20 protein-coding genes are annotated in these 16,929 nt (G+C 36.2%); 15 read left to right on the top strand and 5 right to left on the bottom strand.

Going from position 1 to position 16,929, the window contains the following annotated elements; translation table 11 throughout:
• Positions 1-9 precede the first annotated feature (9 nt).
• Genes ACKI30_RS02325 through ACKI30_RS02315 form a run of 3 tightly spaced genes read right to left on the bottom strand, consistent with a single transcriptional unit; the run spans position 10 to position 1,923 of the window.
• Positions 10-330 (bottom strand): winged helix-turn-helix domain-containing protein, encoded by a 321-nt coding sequence (locus ACKI30_RS02325; RefSeq protein ID WP_407409563.1) that lies wholly within the window; start codon positions 328-330, stop codon positions 10-12.
• A gap of 13 nt (positions 331-343) precedes the next feature.
• Positions 344-1,135: a helix-turn-helix transcriptional regulator gene (locus ACKI30_RS02320; RefSeq protein WP_407409562.1), complete on the bottom strand. Its 792-nt coding sequence runs from the start codon at positions 1,133-1,135 to the stop codon at positions 344-346.
• Positions 1,135-1,923: a helix-turn-helix transcriptional regulator gene (locus tag ACKI30_RS02315; protein ID WP_407409560.1), complete on the bottom strand. Its 789-nt coding sequence runs from the start codon at positions 1,921-1,923 to the stop codon at positions 1,135-1,137. Before ACKI30_RS02315 ends, ACKI30_RS02320 begins: the two co-directional genes overlap by 1 nt.
• A gap of 250 nt (positions 1,924-2,173) precedes the next feature.
• On the opposite strand from ACKI30_RS02315, the gene ACKI30_RS02310 reads away from it, so the two are divergent.
• The 4 genes from ACKI30_RS02310 to ACKI30_RS02295 are packed head-to-tail and all read left to right on the top strand — an operon-like array spanning position 2,174 to position 5,584.
• On the top strand, positions 2,174-2,680 hold the full coding sequence (locus tag ACKI30_RS02310; RefSeq protein WP_407409559.1) for a ribonuclease VapC: 507 nt from the start codon (positions 2,174-2,176) through the stop codon (positions 2,678-2,680).
• On the top strand, positions 2,677-3,792 hold the full coding sequence (locus ACKI30_RS02305) for a DUF2117 domain-containing protein (protein ID WP_407409557.1): 1,116 nt from the start codon (positions 2,677-2,679) through the stop codon (positions 3,790-3,792). Before ACKI30_RS02310 ends, ACKI30_RS02305 begins: the two co-directional genes overlap by 4 nt.
• Positions 3,793-3,801: 9 nt before the next feature.
• Positions 3,802-4,785 (top strand): methanogenesis marker 2 protein, encoded by a 984-nt coding sequence (locus tag ACKI30_RS02300; protein ID WP_407409555.1) that lies wholly within the window; start codon positions 3,802-3,804, stop codon positions 4,783-4,785.
• A 10-nt stretch (positions 4,786-4,795) separates the two neighbouring features.
• Entirely contained in the window at positions 4,796-5,584 is a 789-nt protein-coding gene (locus ACKI30_RS02295) for a DUF4013 domain-containing protein (protein WP_407409553.1), read from the top strand.
• Positions 5,585-5,601: 17 nt separating this feature from the next.
• Here ACKI30_RS02295 and ACKI30_RS02290 read toward each other — a convergent pair whose 3' ends face one another.
• Complete coding sequence (locus ACKI30_RS02290; protein WP_407409551.1) at positions 5,602-6,330, bottom strand: thermonuclease family protein; 729 nt, start codon at positions 6,328-6,330, stop codon at positions 5,602-5,604.
• 128 nt (positions 6,331-6,458) lie between these two features.
• On the opposite strand from ACKI30_RS02290, the gene ACKI30_RS02285 reads away from it, so the two are divergent.
• From ACKI30_RS02285 to ACKI30_RS02240, 10 genes are all read left to right on the top strand, one after another.
• On the top strand, positions 6,459-8,006 hold the full coding sequence (locus ACKI30_RS02285) for a methanogenesis marker 3 protein (RefSeq protein ID WP_407409549.1): 1,548 nt from the start codon (positions 6,459-6,461) through the stop codon (positions 8,004-8,006).
• Positions 7,978-8,451 carry a methanogenesis marker 6 protein gene (locus ACKI30_RS02280; protein ID WP_407409547.1) on the top strand — a complete coding sequence of 158 codons (474 nt, stop codon included), beginning with the start codon at positions 7,978-7,980 and terminating at the stop codon, positions 8,449-8,451. Before ACKI30_RS02285 ends, ACKI30_RS02280 begins: the two co-directional genes overlap by 29 nt.
• 8 nt (positions 8,452-8,459) lie before the next feature.
• Entirely contained in the window at positions 8,460-8,915 is a 456-nt protein-coding gene (locus ACKI30_RS02275) for a methanogenesis marker 5 protein (protein ID WP_330008201.1), read from the top strand.
• Between the two features lie 4 nt (positions 8,916-8,919).
• The gene (locus tag ACKI30_RS02270; protein WP_407409545.1) at positions 8,920-10,161 is read left to right on the top strand and encodes a methanogenesis marker 15 protein; all 1,242 of its coding nucleotides are present in this window, start codon (positions 8,920-8,922) and stop codon (positions 10,159-10,161) included.
• Between the two features lie 18 nt (positions 10,162-10,179).
• Positions 10,180-10,737, top strand: coding sequence for a methanogenesis marker 17 protein (locus ACKI30_RS02265; protein ID WP_407409543.1), 558 nt, complete (start codon positions 10,180-10,182; stop codon positions 10,735-10,737).
• 67 nt (positions 10,738-10,804) lie between these two features.
• On the top strand, positions 10,805-11,671 hold the full coding sequence (locus ACKI30_RS02260; protein ID WP_407409540.1) for a radical SAM protein: 867 nt from the start codon (positions 10,805-10,807) through the stop codon (positions 11,669-11,671).
• A 143-nt stretch (positions 11,672-11,814) separates the two neighbouring features.
• A complete protein-coding gene (locus tag ACKI30_RS02255; protein ID WP_407409538.1) occupies positions 11,815-12,735 on the top strand; it encodes a manganese-dependent inorganic pyrophosphatase in 921 nt (306 codons plus the stop codon).
• A gap of 236 nt (positions 12,736-12,971) precedes the next feature.
• Positions 12,972-13,901, top strand: a complete 930-nt coding sequence (gene mtnA / locus ACKI30_RS02250; protein ID WP_330008208.1) for an S-methyl-5-thioribose-1-phosphate isomerase — start codon at positions 12,972-12,974, stop codon at positions 13,899-13,901.
• Between the two features lie 72 nt (positions 13,902-13,973).
• Complete coding sequence (locus ACKI30_RS02245) at positions 13,974-14,396, top strand: thioredoxin family protein (RefSeq protein ID WP_407409536.1); 423 nt, start codon at positions 13,974-13,976, stop codon at positions 14,394-14,396.
• Positions 14,397-15,017 (top strand): cytochrome c biogenesis CcdA family protein, encoded by a 621-nt coding sequence (locus ACKI30_RS02240; RefSeq protein ID WP_407409534.1) that lies wholly within the window; start codon positions 14,397-14,399, stop codon positions 15,015-15,017.
• On the opposite strand, the gene ACKI30_RS02235 is transcribed toward ACKI30_RS02240, so the two are convergent.
• The gene (locus ACKI30_RS02235) at positions 15,014-16,012 is read right to left on the bottom strand and encodes a class I SAM-dependent methyltransferase (RefSeq protein WP_407409532.1); all 999 of its coding nucleotides are present in this window, start codon (positions 16,010-16,012) and stop codon (positions 15,014-15,016) included. The two genes, ACKI30_RS02240 and ACKI30_RS02235, sit on opposite strands and share 4 nt — an antisense overlap.
• 35 nt (positions 16,013-16,047) lie before the next feature.
• On the opposite strand from ACKI30_RS02235, the gene dph5 reads away from it, so the two are divergent.
• The gene (gene dph5 / locus ACKI30_RS02230) at positions 16,048-16,839 is read left to right on the top strand and encodes a diphthine synthase (RefSeq protein ID WP_407409530.1); all 792 of its coding nucleotides are present in this window, start codon (positions 16,048-16,050) and stop codon (positions 16,837-16,839) included.
• Positions 16,840-16,929 lie beyond the last annotated feature (90 nt).

Raw genomic sequence — 16,929 nt, 5'->3', positions numbered from 1 at the left:
AATTACCATCTATTTTTCTTCATCAAATGACTCTTTAATTTTATTGTATGTGTCAATATTATTAATTAATTTTTTTGAGGGCCAGTAATAAGATGTTTTGCCAATGGGTTCCTTGACTATATACTTGTGCTTGCACATTATCGTTAGGTGGTATCTTACGGTATGGTAGTCCTTCTTGATGTTTTTTGCAATCTGATTCTTGTTCAACGGTTGAGTTAATATTTCGTCAACAATCTCGATGGTTGTTCTGCCGCCTTTTCTACATATTAATAATTCTATTAGTTTCTTATCTTCACATTGCCATAATTCTTTTGTTATTGATTTTTGCATATTTCGACACCTCCTAAAAATAGCTGTATAGGTTAACTGCCCATTTTATTGAATTTTTGTCATGGGCGACCAATATCTGTGAGTCATCATAATGTCCGTCCTTGAAGAATAGGGTCAGGGAAGCGAATTCCTCAGAGAATGTTAAAAATATCCTTATCTTTCGGGTGATGCATTTGATTTTAACTTTCTCGTTTTCAAGAATGGATTTGTTGAGATAGTCATTTTTCTGCATTGCCTCCCTGATTTCCTCATTTATCACAAGTTCAAGACTTTTGAACTGCTTTTTATTCAGTATTTGAATCAAGTGCTTGAAATGATTTTCAGAGTATATTGGAAGTAGGATCTTCAATTGTTTTGCTCTTGAAATCAACTTGATGTATGCATTAAAGGCATTTGACAAGTCGCTTGTTGTTGAGTTAACATATCTGGCGTCTTTGAGAAGGTAAATGTTTTTTAACACGTCTTCAGGAATGTCTGATAGGTCATGATTGTTCCAGAACAGCTTGCTCTTGTTGACAGAATACCAGTTCTCTATTAGTTTCACCATGTTTGTGGTAATCAGATATCCGTTGGAGGTTAATTCATAATACTTGTTCACCTTTCGTATCAGATTGTTGGTTTCCAGTTCTTTCAACCCGTGCAATATTGTTGCAGATGGTTTTTCCAATTCAGTCCGCAAATCGTCAAGGTTTTTCGGATGTTCATAAATTGTCAGTAGTAACTTGGATCTCATTCCAGAGGTTAAGATGTATTTTATCCCTTGAAATTCTTTAGTCAATTCCTGTCTGGTCTGTGTACTTGTCATCATATCACCTGCTGTTTGATATTGTCAAATACTTTTTCCGCCCATTTGTAGGATTTCAGGTCGTTTGAGATTAAAATTCTGTTCTGGTCAAAACTGCCGTCAGTTTTGAATAGGCTTAATCCAATGTTCCTGTCACAAATGGTCAGGTACAAATTAAGGTTTTCTTTGAAATTGTAGACTCTTAATTTGCCTTTTTTAATAGCTTTTCTTCGAGTTTTTCCATTAATGCGAAATATCAGTTCCTTGAATATGCTTTGAGGTATTATCAGTTCTACTGTTCCCTTGTTTTTTAAAACATTTTCGATTAATTTTGGATATTCTGGATGGAGGTATGGAAATATTGCCTTTACTGTTTTTGATTCTTGCATTTGTCTTTTGATAGTGTTGTGTGTTTTAAAAATTTCAATAGGGGTTGCTTCGACTAGTGTGCTGTTTTTCAAGTCGGTTATGTTTTTAATGGAATCTGTGCTCAGCTGCTTTAGATTATGCTTATCCCAAAAGTCATTATAGTCATTGATCATGTCAATGCTGGATTTGAAATCCATCAGGCTTTTGAAGTATACTTTTGCCATGGGATTAACATAGTACTTATTATTGATCTTTTTAATGTAGTTGTTCTTCTCTAACTTTCCCACATTGTTTGAAACAGAACTGTATGTTATTTTAGTCTGTTTAACGAGTCCTCGAATATTGTTGGGCTCATTGTAGAGTTCACTTAAAATTTTCAATCGGATTTCGGATTTTGCAAGAAATTTGATGTCATTGGTTATGTCATTGTTAATATTCATGTTATTAACTCCTTTTGGTGGATAGAAATTGGTGAATTTCTATAAATTTTTACGTAATAGTAGTTTAACTATCTAAATTTAAATAAATTATTCCAAATCCTTTCCAAACTTATTCCAATTCTATTCCAAATCTTTTCCGAATTTATTCCAAATCTATTCCAATTCTATTCCAATTCTATTCCAAATTTATTCCAAATATGATGAAATTTTAAATTAATATTTATAAATTCATAAGAAGTAATATAGTAACATGGAAACTTATTATGTATTGGATGCATCCGCTTTCATAAACGGATTTAAAATTAGAGGTAATAATAATTTCACAGTCCCTGAGATTACTTCTGAAATAAAGGATTTTGAATCGAAATTAAAATTTGACATGGCACTTGAGGAGGGCAAGGTCATCATACAAGATGTTCCTTCCATGTATATAACAAGTGTCAATGATATTATATCTGTATCAGGTGATATTTTAAGGTTATCCGTTCCTGATAAAAAATTAATATCGCTTGCCTACATGTTTCACAAGCAGGGCAAGAGCGTCAAGGTTATAAGCGATGACTACACAATTCAAAATGCATTGAAAATAATGGACATACCATATTCCGGTGTCATAACCGAAGGCATTAAGGGAATTTACAATTGGAAGAAAGTCTGTGAGGGATGCAAGAAGGAATATCCGGATGATTATCCCTTCGAGGATTGTGAAATTTGCGGCTCCAAAATATTCAAGAAACGCATAAAGGTGACAGGATGAGAATAGGCATTGTTGTGCATGGGCCGAATATAATTGATTCCGGATACGCCCTGAAATTGATCAACATGATTCGGGACTATGGTGACGTTAAGGTTAGGTTAGGCGGAACCATGGGCAGGACTGCTGTTATTGACGCCAGTCTGGAGGATACAATCGACATTTCAAAAAAATTGGTTCCAAGCGACTCGCTAAGGATATTCCATGACAGTGATGTGGATGTGATTTTCCTTCTGAATTACGGTAAGTCCGATGTCACAGGTCAGGTTTTCGGATATAAGGTTTATAATCATTATGCTGATAAAATCGATGATGATGACATTCCCGTTATCCAGATTGAAAGGCCAGGTGAGGCTGACGGCAGCATCATACCCTGGAACAATGACCTCGAGCTGGCACATGAGCTGTCTCGAAAGCTCGATTTGTCCATTGTCAGGCCTGAAGAGGTTTATGACAATCATATTAAACAGGATAATCCAGGTGTTGACCAAAGGATAGTTCATGGGGTCAGTCCCGGTGAAAACATAATGGTTAACAGTGTTGTCATAGGAAAGACAGATTCCGATAAGCTCACTCTTATTGCGAGGGACAATCATATTGTGGACATCATCGGAGGGGAGCTTAAAAGCCATGGCCTTGAAAAGTTGGGTGAGGTTGACTTGGATAGTGCAATAATTAAAACCGGTCTTTTAAGGCATGCTAAAGTCACTCCAAGAGTGATTTCAGATGAAAAGCCTGATGATTTTAAGGTTACTTTTTTAGACCATGCCGGTGAGGATGTTTACCGTTTCAGGGATTCCAGCCTGGTCATCACTGTTGGCGATGACACAACACTGATATCCTCTGATATTCTGTACAGGTTTGATATACCTGTAATCGGAATAACTGATGGCGACTTGGACAAGGTTGTGGAAGATGGATTCAAGGTTAAGGATTCCATAATCTTTGAGGTTGAAAGTGGTTTTGATGACATCATCGGTCAAAATATTAAATCGGAAATCTTTTGCAACAGGCGGGATTCACATGACTTTAAAGACATTGATGAAGTCAAGGAAAAGATTGTTGAAATAATAAAAAATATTAATTGCAACTACAAAATAAATTATATTAAATAAAATAAGGGGATGAAATCTTTGGATTTTAAAAATCTGGTGAAAGAACTTCAGGAATTTAAGGGAGTGACACGTAAAAGCTCAATCGACAATGTGATATCCCTTTTAAAGGAATCATACAATGTTTCCGGAGATGTTGTGATAGACATTGGGGATGATGCATCAGCTATTGACATCGGAAACAATCAGGTAATGCTCATTGCAGCAGACGGAATCTGGGGAGACATCATGAATGTGAACCCCTACTGGGCCGGCTACTGCTCAGTGCTTGTAAACGTAAATGACATTGCGGCAATGGGTGGAAAACCCCTGGCAATGGTTAATATAATGTCAATAAGCAACGATGAAATCTATGAGGATCTGCTTAGCGGAATCAGGGACGGATGCCTTAAATTCAAGGTTCCGATGGTTGGCGGCCACCTGCATCCCGACGGCGAGGTCGACTCCCTTGGAGTGGCAATCGTTGGAATCGCCCAAAAGGACAAGATAATCACCAGTTTCGGTGCCGATGTGGGCGACAAGGTAATAGTCGCAATAGACCTTGACGGAAAGCCTCATGAAATGTTCAGCCTAAACTGGGACACCACATATGACAAGGATGCGCAACTGGTTCAAGACCAAATCACAGCCGTGCAGTACCTGGCGGAGCATGATTGCATAAAATCCGGCAAGGACATATCCAATCCTGGAATATTGGGGACACTGGAAATGCTTTTGGAAACTTCCAACAAGGGAGCAGTTGTCAATTTGGAGGACATTCCAAGAAACGAAAGTGTCGAATGGGTTGACTGGCTCAGGTCATACCCTGGTTCAGGTTTTGTCTTCACAGCCAGCGAGGACAAGTGTGATTTCATCAAGCAATACCTTGCGAAATACTCCATTGAAGCGGAGGTTGTCGGTGAGGTGACAGACTCCAACTCACTTTGTTTAAATTATAAGGGCCAACAAGAGGAATTGTTCAATCAGGAAAAAAATCCAGTATTCATATTTAAGTGAGGGATAAATAATGGAATTGTCGAAAATCATTTCATATTCAGTGAAATATCCATTCAGAAACATCGCTAAATTACCGATAATGTTTGTCCTTTTCCTTTTGATAGTCATCATTCCAATCGGCAAGCTGTTGGACAACAATTATCTTGTGATGATTGGAGTGGTCGCATTTTTCATATTCATTTTAATCGTGCCGGGATATATGCTGGGCATGGTTAGGAACGGTTCGATTGAATCTTCCCTGTTTCCCTCATTGAGTTTGGGAAACCGAATTTACGATTCCATCAGGGTGCTTGCCCTGAGAATTGTCTATATGCTCGTTCCGACCGTAATATTTTTCATTTCCATATCCACATTAGGCTCATCAGCGGGAGATCTTCTTTTTGACTTTAAAATCCCTAACTTTCTAGCCACTCTAGGCTTGATGCTTCTGGTGATAGTGATCACCTATTTGATATTCGAATTCCTGCTGTTTTTTGCAAAGGCCAGACTGGCTTATCTCAACAGCCTGCCTGAGGCATTGAAAGTCCATAAGGTCATCATTGACATCAAAAACATTGGAATAGTTAACATTTTCAAGTGGCTGGTCGTGATGGCGATACTGGTGATTGCAGTTTCAGCGATTTCATCAACTGTGATGGCCATTCCATACGTCGGTTTCATAATTTATTTTGCCGTCATAATTCCAATTCTTGAAAGTATTGGTAATTATTCCCTGGGAATGCTGTACTCCAATATCGTGGATACTCCGAATGATTTGGATAAGTTCGAAAGGGATATTGAACTGTTAAAGTATAAATAATAAAAAAATAAAAAAAGTTAAGGATTGCAAACCTTGCACGGTTGATATCCTTGACTTATCGCTTCATTTCTGCTGTCAAAGGTTACTTTATTGTGGTCTGATATTTTCTGACCCCATCTGCAGCTCACTTCATGGAATTTTCCGGTATTGGAGTTGGCAACATAATTTCCGGAATCGCTGCTTGTTTTATCTGAAGTGTGGACGTAAGTGTTCTGTGAATTTGGGACGTGTGTTGAACTGTCAGCCCAATCGTAAGGGTAGAATTCGCTTGGAGGCATGTACATTACCTCTGCCAATCCTTCTTTTAAAAGCATTTCGTTAACGTTCTTGCCGTTGACGATAACCACTCCAAGGGTACGGCCGTAGCGGTCGGAGTGCTTGGAGTCATCGACATCGATTCCAACCTCCTTGTTCAGGCATAGTTTCTGCACGAAGTTCTTGGATGTGATGTATCCCTCAACTCCCCTTTCAGGAGTGTTGACTCCCACGAACCTGATTTTTTCGCCATTGTCCAGATAGATAGTATCTCCGTCAACCACCTTTGTACACACTCCCTTTTCTTCCACGTGACAGTCTGTCTTGTGGTAGTTGCTCAGAATGTCTGATGCAGACATGTCACGGTATTTTGATGCAGGAATGCTGTGCGTAAAGCCGGTTCCAGTATATGCGCTGGCTACTGACAGTGCGCTGACTGCAATAAGCATTATGATTAGAAAAGAAATTACATGTCTTCTTGTAATCTTCATAAGTTTCCCTCCCTTTATTAGTAATGTTATAACATTGTGTTAATATAATTTTTCAAATTCAAATAAATAATTATTTTATATGATAACTTCAAATATATATAATATTAAAAATTCTTATTGGAGATTGTATGTTAATTAAAATTAATGGAGAAGAAATAGAAGTGCCTGATGCTTCAACAATTCAAGATGTAATTGATGAAACAAACGCACCTTATACTCCTGGAAGTATTATTTGCTTAATAAAAGGTAAGAAAGAACTGGAGAAGAATATTAGCAAGTATAGAATTAAAACAAACAAGGGTTCAATAATCATACAGTTGGATGAGTCTGAAGAGGCAAGGCCTCTTGTTGATGTGTGGAAAAATCAGCATGAGGAATTCGTTGATTTGGACATTCGCTGGTCCACTCCTACCGAGGTGGCGATCGGTCCAATCGTAACTGATTTGGAGCCCACATCCGATGAATATAAATATTTTGAGGGGGATGTTGTTTTAAGTTTATCTAGTTTTAGTAATGAGTCAACTCATATGATAATGCTTAAAGAGAACACTACCAACGTTTACAGTGTGCCTCCATATAACAAGGGTATCTTTGCCCGAATAATTGGTGGTAAAAAGACATTGAACGAATTGACTGACGATGATAGGGTGACCGGTATTGAGCCAATCATCGAAAGAAGCACCACTACAGATAGTGCTTCAGTGTCAGACTTAAGCACTGTTCTCGAGGAAGGCAATGAACTGTTCACCTACATTTCCTTTGACATTGACGAGGACTCACCGACTTGCGTCGAACACTTGTTCTCCCTTATTAAGGATGGCAGGATCAAGGTGTCATATGACAGTGAATCATTCATTGGTTTTTATGACCTTGCCGGAATCGATAAGCCAAAAGAGAACACTACCTTAAGGAACAGGGGTACAATAACCGTCAGGAACGATGGTGTGGGTGTTGGAAGATTATTCATATACCGTGAAAACAGGGTTTTAACACCTAATCACACTACTGTCGGTCATATCGTGAACGGTATGGAAATAATTGACATTGCAAAGGAAAACGATTTCATTACCGTGAAGGCGGAACAGCAAAGGCTAATGCTATTGAACAAGACTCAAAAAGAAGCTACAGAAATGTTGTCTGCAGCTGGCGTAGAGCACATGATTGATGGGTTAATTGATGATGATGCCATTATTGTCGAACAAATTCCAAAACATACAATTGATATATTGAAAGAAGGTCAAGTAATCACTAAGGCGGTTAAGAAAGAGGATTTATGCACAATTAAGTTTGTGGATAATGCTCCTAGATCTGTAAGGTACTTCAAGTATCTTTCAGGACTTTTAGAAAACCCTATCGGTAAAATAAAAGTCCATTTCTCCGTGCCGGGCATGCATATTGTAATTTTCGAGGGGGATAAAAAATTAGCCAAGGGATTGGTTCCTGAAAATAACCCAGTCGATAAGGTTATCAGAGGCCAAATAGGTATCACAAACATGGCTTCAAAAAGTGCAGGTTTAATCGGTATCAGATTTGAGGATAATGAGGAATACGGACCTACCGCTGAAAGTTTTGAAGCGACAAATATAATTGGAGATATCACTTCGGATTATGAGTATCTTGAAGAATTAAAAGAGGGAGTTGAAGTCTATGTCACAGAATCTAACCATGAGTCCTGATTTGGGAACAGAAGATTGGGATCCTGATGTAATTACTCGTATGATTTTTATTGGGCCTGGAGCTCATGTAAGTGAACAGGAAGTTGTCACTGCATTCCATATGCTAGGCTTGCCGCTTACAATTAAAAATACTTGTTATGGATCTATGATAAGTGGAAAAAGTGAAGATGTTTACAAAGCAATTAAGGAGATTAGAAAACTTGACCCTAATCACATTTTCACAAAAGAAAGAGGTTTTGCTCCTGGTGACCCTAGAAGATGCAGAGGTCACAGGTTTGGACCTAGGGAAGGATTCCACCAAATGGAAAAGGAATATAGAATACTCGGTTTTGTTTCAGAAGCTTTGGAAAACCCTAAAGATGATGTTGAAGTAGAAGATAAAAAACCGGTTGGCGTTGACGAATTTAAAAAAATCATGAATGAATGTTTAGAAAATAAAGAATAGGTGAAAATATGGTTAAAATAGCTGTTTATCCTCCAAATTCATTAATCTTGGCAGATTTATTGGAAAGAAAAGGTCATACTCCTTTAGTTCTTCAAAAACAAATTAGACAAAAAATCAAAGACCCGGAGATTGATTCTCCACCAATGAACATTTCTGAAGAAGACCCTATTAAAGGTCTTAAATACGCTGCTATTGAGGTTCCTTCAGGTGTTCGTGGAAGAATGTCAATTATAGGACCTCTCATAGACGAGGCAGAGGCTGCAATTGTTGTTGACGGAGCTCCATATGGTTTTGGTTGTATCGGTTGTGCAAGAACTAATGAATTATCAATATTTTTACTTAGGAATAAGGGCATTCCTGTTTTAGAACTTACATATCCTACTAATCAAGATGAAACATATGTTATGGTGAATCAGATTAATGAGTTTGTAGATTCACTAGAAGAAACTACTGAGGAGGAATAATAATATGGTTAAAATTGCTTTAGTTTCATGTGGAACAGAATATAGTGGAATTCAAAAGGAAATTGAAAAAGCAGCAAACAAATTTGGTGCAGAAATTGTTCTTCCTGAAATTGATTTAGATTACATTGACGAGTCTTATGAAAAATTCGGATTTTCAGCTCAAAGTTCAAGCTTAAAATTAATGATTGCAAGAGCTATGGCTATTGTTGAAGGCAGATCCAAACCTGATGCGGTATTTATCGCAACCTGTTTTAGATGTGCTGAAGCGGCTTTGGTAAGAAATGAAGTAAGACGTTTTATCCAAAACAATACTCGTATCCCAGTAGTTACATATTCATTCACTGAAAGAACAAAAGCTGATGAATTGTTTATCCGTATGGAAGCATTGGCTACTACTGTAACTCGTAGAAGTATTCTTGCCCGTGAAAAACAAGAAGGACTTACTCTTGGTTTAGACTCAGGTTCAACTACCACCAAAGCGGTTCTTATGGAAAACAACAAGGTAATCGGAACCGGTTGGACATCCACTAAAGACATTATCGAGTCTGCAAAAACCGCAGCTGCAGAAGCATTCTCCCAAACTGATTATGGCTGGGATGATTTGGACGGTATTGGAACTACCGGTTATGGTAGGTTTACAATGGGTCAGGAATTTGGCGCTGAACTCATTCAAGAAGAATTGTCCGTTAACGCAAAAGGTGCAGTATATCTTGCTGACTGTCAGAAAGGAGAAGCTACCGTATTAGATATCGGTGGTATGGACAACAAGGTAATTACTGTAAATAACGGTATTCCTGATAACTTCACTATGGGTGGTATTTGTGCAGGTGCATCCGGAAGATTCCTTGATATGACTTCCCGTAGGTTAGATGTGGACATTACTGAGTTAGGTCCTCTGGCTGTTCAAGGGGACTGGAGAAAAGCCATGTTGAACTCTTACTGTATTGTATTCGGTATTCAGGACCTTGTTACCACACTTGCAGCAGGAGGTTCCAAAGCTGATGTGGCTGCTGCGGCATGTCACTCAGTATCCGAACAGGTTTACGAACAGCAGCTTCAGGAAATTGACATTCGTGAACCTTTAATCCAAGTAGGTGGAACAAGTTTAATTTCCGGTCTTGTTGAAGCGGTAAGTGAAACTTTAGGTGGAATTGATGTTATTGTCCCTGAATATTCCCAACATATTGGTGCTGTGGGAGCAGCTCTTTTAGTATCTGGAATGGGACACAGACAAGATAACAAATAAATTTAAAGGGTTGATTTAATGTTAGTTGAATGCTACGATGAACGTGGAGCTGAAGTTTATGAAATCATCATTAAACAAATCTTTCAGGATTTGGTTCTTGGAGCTTCTGTTGATGATTTAAGAGCTTATGTCAATCCCGATGATCCTGTATTTGTCTTAGCTATCAAAATGAAAAAGACTTCAAATGCGGTTACTTTTGGTGAAGTGGCTAATCTTAGTTATGTTAAAGCGGATGATATTACCAGAATCCTCATTGACAATGAAAATTACCTTCCAAACATTTTAAAACAACTTTGGAAAAGGTTTTCCCGTGAGGAAATCTATCAGCCTAACAGGTACCAGCTTGAAATTGAAGGCAATCATGTTGACCTGGAAAATATTGTCATTGATGATCCTCACTCCAATTTACAAAGGAGAATCTATGATGCAATATTCAGGATATTGCCTGAAGGATTTAAAATCATTAAGGACATGTCCACTGATAACATCATTACTGTAGTAGCTACTGATGAGCTAATTGCAGATGCATGGATTGAAAAAGCTAATGAATATATTGATGAGTTGAATGGTAAATAGAAAACTTTAAATATTTGTTCGTATCATTACTAAATAACGGGAGTTATATAATCGGAGAAGTGATAGTATGGCAGAACACAAAGGTTCAAGATTTGCACATATAACAAAAGCACATCCATGTTTCAATGAAAAAATGCATGATAAAGTAGGTAGAGCACACGTACCAGTAGCACCAAAGTGTAATATATTCTGTAACTTCTGTACAAGAGATATTAACAATGAGGAAGACAGGCCAGGTGTTGCAAGTTGTGTAATGGATGCGGATGCTGCAATTAAACATGTTAATGACGTAACTGCAGAAGGTCCAATTTCTGTTGTAGGAGTAGCAGGGCCGGGGGATTCTCTTGCTAATGAGGAAACATTCAAATTCTTTGAAAAAATGGCAGAGGAACAGCCTGACTTAATCAAATGTATGAGTACTAATGGACTTTTACTTCCAAAATATGCAGACAGACTTGCAGAACTTGGAGTAAACTCTGTTACCGTAACAATCAATGCAATTGATCCTGATATAGCAGTAGATGTCTATTCATTTATTAAATATGAAGGAAAAATCTACAAAGGTTATGATGCAGTAAAAATATTAATCCAAAACCAGCTGGACGGTGTTGAAAAAGCAGCCGCAAATGGTATGGTGGTTAAAGTTAATTCAGTATTGATTCCGGGATTAAACGATGAGCATATTGTTGAGATTGCTAAGGAAGTTAAAAAACGAGGCGCTTCTTTAATGAACATTTTACCGTTAATTCCATTAGCTAAAATGAAACATTATTCTCGTCCTGACTGTTCAATGATGGAAAGTGTCAGAGAACAAGTGGAAGAAATCATACCTGTATTCAGGGCATGTACTCAATGCAGAGCAGATGCTTACGGAATACCTGGTAAGAAAAGCGAAGATCATCATTTAGGAATGACTCCACAAAGTCATTACTAAAACACTTTTTTTTTTTTATTTTTTGTTTCTTTTTAAATAATATTGCTATCATTTTCAACTATTTTTCATATTTTATCGCAATATTAAATAGTTATGAAAAAGATAATTAAATTAGTATATAATTTTTAAGAGGAAACGATAATATGGTTAAAACTTATGTTTTTGGACATAAAAGTCCTGACAGTGATACAATCACTTCAAGTATTGTAATGGCTAATTTGGAAAATCAGTTAGGAAACAGTGAAGCTCAAGCTTACAGATTAGGCAATATCAATAAGGAAACTGAATTCATTTTAAACTATTTGGATATTGAAGCACCTGAACTTTTAGATGATGTTGAAGATGGTGCTAATGTCATTTTGGTAGATCACAACTCTCCTGCTGAATCTGTAGACAATTTGGAAAATGCTAATATTTTAAAAGTTGTTGACCATCATAAATTAGCATTGGAAACCTCATATCCGTTATTCTTAAGATTTGAACCTGTAGGATGTACTGAAACTATCTTATGCAAATTATATGAAGAAAATGGTGTTGAAATCACAAAAGAAATAGCTACTTTAATGCTATCCGCTATTATTTCAGACACTTTACTTTTAAAATCTCCAACAACAACTGAAGATGACAAGGCTGCTGTTGAAAAGCTTGCTAAAATCGCTGAAGTTGATGCTGAAGAATACGGATTGGAAATGCTTAAAGCAGGAACTGACTTAAGCAGTTTTTCAATTGAAGAAATTTTAGCTTTAGATGCAAAACAAATTGACTTTAAGGATGTAAAATCAATTGTAAATCAAGTAAACACTGCTGATATTTCTGATGTAATGGCTATGAAAGATGATTTGGAAGCTGGAATTAACAAAATAATTGATGATGAAGGTTTAGACTTGTTCATGCTCTTAATCACCGATATTGTTAACAGTAATTCTCAAGTTATTGCATTAGGTAAAGATGCATCATTAGTTGAAAAGGCATACGATGTGAAATTGGAAGACAATACAGTATTGCTTGAAGGTGTAGTTTCACGTAAGAAACAGGTAGTTCCAATAATGACTGAAAATGCTTAGTCATTCCTAAAAATATGCATTATTTTCAATTTTGCATAAATATTTATAAATGATAAATTGATAAAATAATAATTAAGATGTATTTTTAATACGTCTCTAATCGACCCGTTATGGGCATTTAAATATAAAAAAAGCATAGTTATAAACAATGCTCATGCATTAAACAAAATTAGAAACTAACATTTAATTATGCTTTTTTTATCTATTTTTAAATATTTTTTTTAAAAGGTGTTAAGATGAAAACACTTGAATGGGAAGATAATAAACTAAAACTTATTGATCAAAGAAAACTTCCTGATGAGCTGACTTACAAATACTGTGAAAATTATCAGGACGTTATTGTTGCAATTAAAAATATGACTGTTCGAGGAGCTCCAGCAATCGGAGTGTCAGCCGCATTTGGAATGGCTCTTGCAGATATTGAAGGTGTCGATTTAAATAAGGCTGCTGAGGAAATAAAAGCTGCAAGACCAACTGCTGTTAATCTGTTCTGGGCAGTTGATAGGGTATTGCAAAGTGAAGACGCACTCGCTGAAGCCCTTAAAATGTATGAAGAGGATATGGCAACTAACAGGGCTATCGGAAAATATGGTGCTGAAATCATAGATGATGGCGATACTGTTTTAACTCATTGTAATGCCGGTGCACTTGCATGTGTGGATTATGGAACTGCTTTAGGAGTATTTAGGGCTGCAAGAGATGCTGGCAAAAACATTAATGTAATATGTGATGAAACCCGTCCACGTGGTCAGGGTGCCAGTTTAAGCGTTTGGGAAATGCAGCAGGAAAACATTCCCGTAAAATTAATTCCTGATGTTGCATCAGGATTCTTAATGTCACAGGGAAAAATTGACAAGGTTGTTATTGGTGCTGACAGGATTGCAAAAGGCGGTGTAGTAAATAAGGTAGGTTCATTTATGGTAGCACTTGCTGCAAAACACCATGACATTCCATTTTATGTGGCCGCACCTTACTCAACATTCGATAATGAAATCAACATTTATGATACAATTATTGAAGAAAGAGATGGTGACGAGGTAAGATATTACGGTGGAGCTAGAATTTGTCCTGAAGGAACTGAAGTAATCAATCCTGCATTTGACATCACTCCAAAGGAATTAATCACCGGTATCATCACTGAGAAAGGAATTATTGATCCAATTTAAAATGAATGTTTATTCATTTTTTTTCTTTTTTTTTAGTAAAATTTAATAGTATTGATTCTTAAAATTTCAAGTATGAAAAAATATATTTTTATTGTAGCGATTATTAGCTTGTTAACATTAACATCCGCTGTTTACAGTTTGGATTTTGATGATACTCAAATATCAGGTTTAAATGTTACAACCGATATTGAAGGGGCTTTTAATGCTTCACAAAGCGAAAACAAAACTCTTGCAATAATTTTTGACCAGGACAGCTGCGTATATTGTGACATTCTAAAAGAAAATGTTTTAAGCGATGGTGATGTTCAAAAAGTGTTAAATGAAAATTTCATTGTGCTTATGGTGGACATCAATAAGAATCCTGATATTGCACAGAAATACAATGTCTATGGAACTCCTACAATTCAGTTTTTAGATTCCAATGGAAATGCTGTTGACAAGATTGATGGATGTCCGGAAAAAGTTGATTTTTTAAAGGTTATTAAGGAGATTTAGATGGAAATACTTCCTTTAATTTCATTTTTCACTGGAATAATTTCAATTTTATCTCCATGTATTTTACCTATCATTCCGATATTCGTAGCCTTCAGCTTAAAAACCAAATCAAAAAGCGAAATATTTTCATTTGCACTTGGTTTTGGAAGTATTTTTTTAATTATAATATTTTTAACAGGATTTTTCACATCACTTGTTTATGGTTATTTATACTACTTGAGGATTTTATCCGCCGTGATTCTGTTGGCTGTGGGAATTTTAATGCTGGTTGATTATTCTTTTAGCTTTGCGGTTAAACTGCCAAAAAATAGCGATGGAATACTTGGTTCATTTTCATTAGGTTTCATTACATCCGTTTCATGGGCTCCATGCTATAGCGGATATTTAATTTCCCTTATATCACTTCTTGTCAGCTCCAAGGGAGGTTTTGATGCAATATTCAATATCCTGTTGTATTGTTTGGGATTCACATTAACATTGGTGGCTTTAAGTTTTTTAATTTCAAAAATAGATTTGGAAAAGTTAATTTCAAAAACAAAATATGTTCCCAAAATCTTTGCCATCTTAATAATAATCGGGGCAATATATCTGTTTTGGGAATCTTTTAAGGTATTGGTTTAGTTGACTTTACCGTCAATTGCCACATGCCACTCATCGGGTGAGATTGATTTCACTTTACGGGTATTGGTTATTTTTACAGTTTTCCCGGCTTCATGACATGCAGTTTCTAAACGTTTTATTCCCTGTTCATATGAATCAGAAAACTCATAATAATTGATTGTTCCGCCATCTTCAATTAAATCAACTGCTACATCAAGGAAAGAATATGCAAGACCTGGAAGGTTCATAATTATTCTATCAAATTTGCAGTTAAATGATTTTGAAACTTCCCTCACATCTCCGCAGTATGTTTCAATAGATCCTTTCAGCTTGTTCATCCTGATATTTTCATCCAGATATTTAATTGCAGATTCATTTATGTCAACCGCAGTAATTTCAACATCCCTGTTTCGTGCAATGACAATTGGAAACGGTCCTATTCCGCAGAACATGTCCAATATTTTTTCACCATCTTCAACGCTTTCCATGACACGTTTTCTTTCAGTTGCAAGTCTTGGTGAAAAATAGACTTCTCGCACGTCCAGCTTCAATCGGGCACCGTGCTCCTTGTGTATTGTCACGGAATCGTCCACTCCTGCCAGAAATTCCAAATCACGAATGCGTATGGTTCCTTTTATTGCACTTTTTTTCATGTAAATTGCTTTTCTTTTTGTAAATTCATGTGCAGCTTCGCCGATTATTTGTCTTTTATCGTATAACTCGTCAGGAATTTCTAAAATTACAATGTCTCCGATTGTATCGAAGGATGTTTTTAAGTTTTCTATTTCTTCAGATGTCAATTCGCCTTCAAGCAGTTCGGAGAAATTATGGGCTACTTTTTTCAGAGGCTCTAAGTGCATGCATACTATTTCGTATCCTTCAATATCTTCACTGATTGGAATATAGCCGAAATCATCTTCAGCCTTTATTCTATATTCCATATTCATTAATCCTTTTTCCATTAGTTCTATACGAGTATCATTCAATTGTCTTAATGGAACCTTTACACATTTCATAACATTTATTATGATTAAAATGTTATATAATATGTATGTTTTATTTAGTAGGTTTAGGATTATTTGACCATAAGGACATATCCTTAAAAGGTTTGGAATGTTTAAAGAATGTTGATAAAATTTATGCTGAATTTTTCACATCAAGATTATTTGGTTCTAACTTTGAAGCTATTGAAGAGTTAGTTGGCAGTAAAATTGAAGTTTTAGTTAGAAATGAAGTTGAAGAGGAGCATAAATTTATTGATGAGGCAAAAGAATTAAATGTTGCATTAGTTACTGGTGGTGATCCTTTAATTGCAACAACTCATAGTGATTTTCTAGTTCAGTGCTCTAAAAAAGGGATTGAATATGAAGTAATTCATGGTTCGTCTATTTTATCATCAGCTCCAGCTATTTCAGGTCTTCAGGGATATAAATTTGGAAAAGTAACTACTATTCCATTTCCGGATTATAATTTTTATCCAAAATCTCCTTATGAAGCTATTGAAGAAAATTTGAGAATGGATTTGCATACTTTAGTTTTATTGGATATTCAGGCTCATAAAGACAGGTATATGACTGTTAATCGGGGTTTGGAATATTTAATGAATATTAATGAAAATTTAGAACGTGAAGGTTTAATCAATGAGGATACATTGGCAATGGGTATTGCAAGAGTTGGCTCTCAGGATGTTTGTGTTAAAGCAGGTAAAATCTCTGAGTTAATTGATTATGATTTTGGTGGTCCTCTTCATTGTATTATAATTCCTTCTAAACTTCATATTGTTGAAGCTGAGTATCTTGTAGAAATTGCAGGTGCTGATTCTAAAATTTTGGAGGATGTTTAGTTTAAATGGGAGGGAAGAGAGATTCTCTCTTCCAATTTAAATAATCAATTGAGATTTTGCCATTTTTGGCTGATGTTAATTTGAGATATG

The sequence above is a fragment of the Methanobrevibacter sp. genome (assembly GCF_045539575.1).
Lineage (GTDB): Archaea > Methanobacteriota > Methanobacteria > Methanobacteriales > Methanobacteriaceae > Methanocatella.
Note: the sequence above shows the minus strand (reverse complement) of the source record. Positions and strands in the feature narration are given on the sequence as shown.

Coding starts and splice junctions, on each gene's coding strand:
- ACKI30_RS02300 (WP_407409555.1), top strand. CDS start 3,802: ATGAAATCTTTGGATTTTAAAAATCTGGTGAAAGAACTTCAGGAATTT.
- ACKI30_RS02310 (WP_407409559.1), top strand. CDS start 2,174: ATGGAAACTTATTATGTATTGGATGCATCCGCTTTCATAAACGGATTT.
- ACKI30_RS02270 (WP_407409545.1), top strand. CDS start 8,920: ATGGTTAAAATTGCTTTAGTTTCATGTGGAACAGAATATAGTGGAATT.
- ACKI30_RS02305 (WP_407409557.1), top strand. CDS start 2,677: ATGAGAATAGGCATTGTTGTGCATGGGCCGAATATAATTGATTCCGGA.
- ACKI30_RS02295 (WP_407409553.1), top strand. CDS start 4,796: ATGGAATTGTCGAAAATCATTTCATATTCAGTGAAATATCCATTCAGA.
- ACKI30_RS02290 (WP_407409551.1), bottom strand. CDS start 6,330: ATGAAGATTACAAGAAGACATGTAATTTCTTTTCTAATCATAATGCTT.
- ACKI30_RS02255 (WP_407409538.1), top strand. CDS start 11,815: ATGGTTAAAACTTATGTTTTTGGACATAAAAGTCCTGACAGTGATACA.
- ACKI30_RS02320 (WP_407409562.1), bottom strand. CDS start 1,135: ATGACAAGTACACAGACCAGACAGGAATTGACTAAAGAATTTCAAGGG.
- ACKI30_RS02265 (WP_407409543.1), top strand. CDS start 10,180: ATGTTAGTTGAATGCTACGATGAACGTGGAGCTGAAGTTTATGAAATC.
- ACKI30_RS02275 (WP_330008201.1), top strand. CDS start 8,460: ATGGTTAAAATAGCTGTTTATCCTCCAAATTCATTAATCTTGGCAGAT.
- mtnA (WP_330008208.1), top strand. CDS start 12,972: ATGAAAACACTTGAATGGGAAGATAATAAACTAAAACTTATTGATCAA.
- ACKI30_RS02325 (WP_407409563.1), bottom strand. CDS start 330: ATGCAAAAATCAATAACAAAAGAATTATGGCAATGTGAAGATAAGAAA.
- ACKI30_RS02235 (WP_407409532.1), bottom strand. CDS start 16,012: ATGAAATGTGTAAAGGTTCCATTAAGACAATTGAATGATACTCGTATA.
- ACKI30_RS02240 (WP_407409534.1), top strand. CDS start 14,397: ATGGAAATACTTCCTTTAATTTCATTTTTCACTGGAATAATTTCAATT.
- ACKI30_RS02280 (WP_407409547.1), top strand. CDS start 7,978: ATGTCACAGAATCTAACCATGAGTCCTGATTTGGGAACAGAAGATTGG.
- ACKI30_RS02245 (WP_407409536.1), top strand. CDS start 13,974: ATGAAAAAATATATTTTTATTGTAGCGATTATTAGCTTGTTAACATTA.
- dph5 (WP_407409530.1), top strand. CDS start 16,048: ATGTTTTATTTAGTAGGTTTAGGATTATTTGACCATAAGGACATATCC.
- ACKI30_RS02315 (WP_407409560.1), bottom strand. CDS start 1,923: ATGAATATTAACAATGACATAACCAATGACATCAAATTTCTTGCAAAA.
- ACKI30_RS02285 (WP_407409549.1), top strand. CDS start 6,459: ATGTTAATTAAAATTAATGGAGAAGAAATAGAAGTGCCTGATGCTTCA.
- ACKI30_RS02260 (WP_407409540.1), top strand. CDS start 10,805: ATGGCAGAACACAAAGGTTCAAGATTTGCACATATAACAAAAGCACAT.